Source organism: Rhodococcus sp. ENV425, from assembly GCF_002887785.1.
Classification (GTDB): Bacteria; Actinomycetota; Actinomycetes; order Mycobacteriales; family Mycobacteriaceae; genus Rhodococcus; species Rhodococcus aetherivorans.
In genome coordinates, this window is record NZ_PCZU01000162.1 from 5671 (window position 1) to 7615 (window position 1945).

The following is a 1945-nucleotide window of genomic DNA, read 5'->3' on the forward strand; positions in this document are numbered from 1 at the left end:
GCCCATGCCGATGAGCTTCTCGGCACCGGGCTGGTCGAGGATGACCCGGGAGTCGGTCAGCGACGACGTGGCGAACGCGAGCCGCGACGGCACGTTCGTCTTGATCAGGCCGGTCACGACGTCCACCGAGGGCCGCTGCGTGGCGAGCACCAGATGGATGCCGGCGGCGCGGGCCTTCTGGGTGATCCGCACGATCGCGTCCTCCACGTCGCGCGGGGCCGTCATCATCAGGTCGGCGAGCTCGTCGACGATCGCCAGGATGTACGGGTAGGGCCGGTAGACGCGCTCGCTGCCGAGCGGCGCGGTGATCTCGCCGGACCTGACCTTGGTGTTGAAGTCGTCGATGTGCCGTACCCGGTTGGCCTGCATGTCCTGGTAGCGCTGTTCCATCTCCTCCACCAGCCACGCGAGGGCGGCGGCCGCCTTCTTCGGCTGGGTGATGATGGGCGTGATCAGGTGCGGGATGCCCTCGTAGGGCGTGAGCTCGACCATCTTCGGGTCGATGAGGATCATCCGGACCTCGTCCGGCGTGGCGCGCACGAGCAGCGACACCAGCATCGAGTTGACGAAGCTCGACTTGCCGGAGCCGGTGGAGCCGGCGACCAGCAGGTGCGGCATCTTCGCCAGGTTCGCGCAGACGAAGTCGCCCTCGATGTCCTTGCCGAGCCCGATCACCAGCGGGTGGTGGTCCTTGCGGGTCGACGGTGCGGCGAGCACATCGGCGAGACGCACCAGCTCACGATCCGAGTTCGGGACCTCGATGCCGACCGCGGACTTGCCGGGGATCGGCGCGAGCAGTCGCACGTTGTCGGTGGCCACGGCGTAGGCGATGTTGCGGGCGAGTGCGGTGATCTTCTCGACCTTCACACCCGGGCCGAGTTCCACCTCGTACCGCGTGACCGTCGGGCCGCGGGTGAAGCCGGTGACGGCGGCGTCGATCTTGAACTGCTCGAGCACCTCGGTGATGGCCTCGATCATCTGATCGTTCGCCGAGCTGTGCTGCTTGGGTGGGTCGCCCTCGAGCAGCAGCCCGAGCGACGGCAGGGTGTAGTCGCCCTCGACCACCCGATCGGGCACGAGCGGCTCGAGCTTGTCGTCGGCGGGCGGCTCCTCCGCCGGCGGGACCGGTGCGGGGGCCGCCTTGGGCCGGGTGCGGGCCCGCGGCGGTTCCGGCGCCGGTTCGGGTTCGGGTGCCGGCGACGTGGCGGGCGCCGGATCCGGCTCCCACAGGGGCAGCACCTCGGTGCGGGCGTCGCCGTCGAACTCGTCCGTGGGGTAGTTCTCGACCGGGGTGCGCCGCCGGGTCCGGGTGCGCCGCTCGACGGGATAGCCGTCGGCGTCGAACAGGGTCGGGTCGCGCTCCGGGTCGTAGCCGCCGGCAGGGTCCGGGTCGTACTCGCCGTACTCGTCGTCGGCTCGGTAGTGCAGACCGAAGTAGTCGCGGAACATGCCGGGCAGTTCCCGGATCGTCGTGCCGGTGAGCAGCAGGATCCCGAAGCCGGCCGCCATCAGCAGCAACGGAACCGACAGCCACACCGTCAGACCGTCGGTGAGGGGTCCGCCCACCAGGTAGCCGACGAACCCGGCGCCGCCCTCGCGGCCCGGGCCGTCGTCCGGCATACCCGAGGCGATGTGCCACAGGCCGAGTGCGGGAAGCGCGACGAGCAGCGACCCGAGGACGAGCCGGGGCCGGATCTCCGGCCGCGGCTCGGTGCGCATGAGGACGACGGCGATCACGAGGCCGGCCAGCGGCAGCACCGCGCTGGCGCCGCCGACGACCGCGCGGACTGCGGTCTCGAGCCAGCCCCCGAGCGGGCCACCGACCGCGAACCAGACGGTGCCGGCGACGACGACGCTCGCGGCGATGAGCCCGAGGGCGATGCCGTCGCGGCGGTGGCCGTGCTCGACCTCCGTCACCCTGCCCATCGTGCGGGTGGTGGCGCCC

Annotated in this window: 1 protein-coding gene; it reads right to left on the minus strand. The window is 71.4% G+C overall.

Going from position 1 to position 1945, the window contains the following annotated elements; genetic code table 11:
* A partial coding sequence (locus CQZ88_RS13495; protein ID WP_258008587.1) for a DNA translocase FtsK occupies positions 1-1945 on the minus strand: 1945 nt, incomplete at both ends.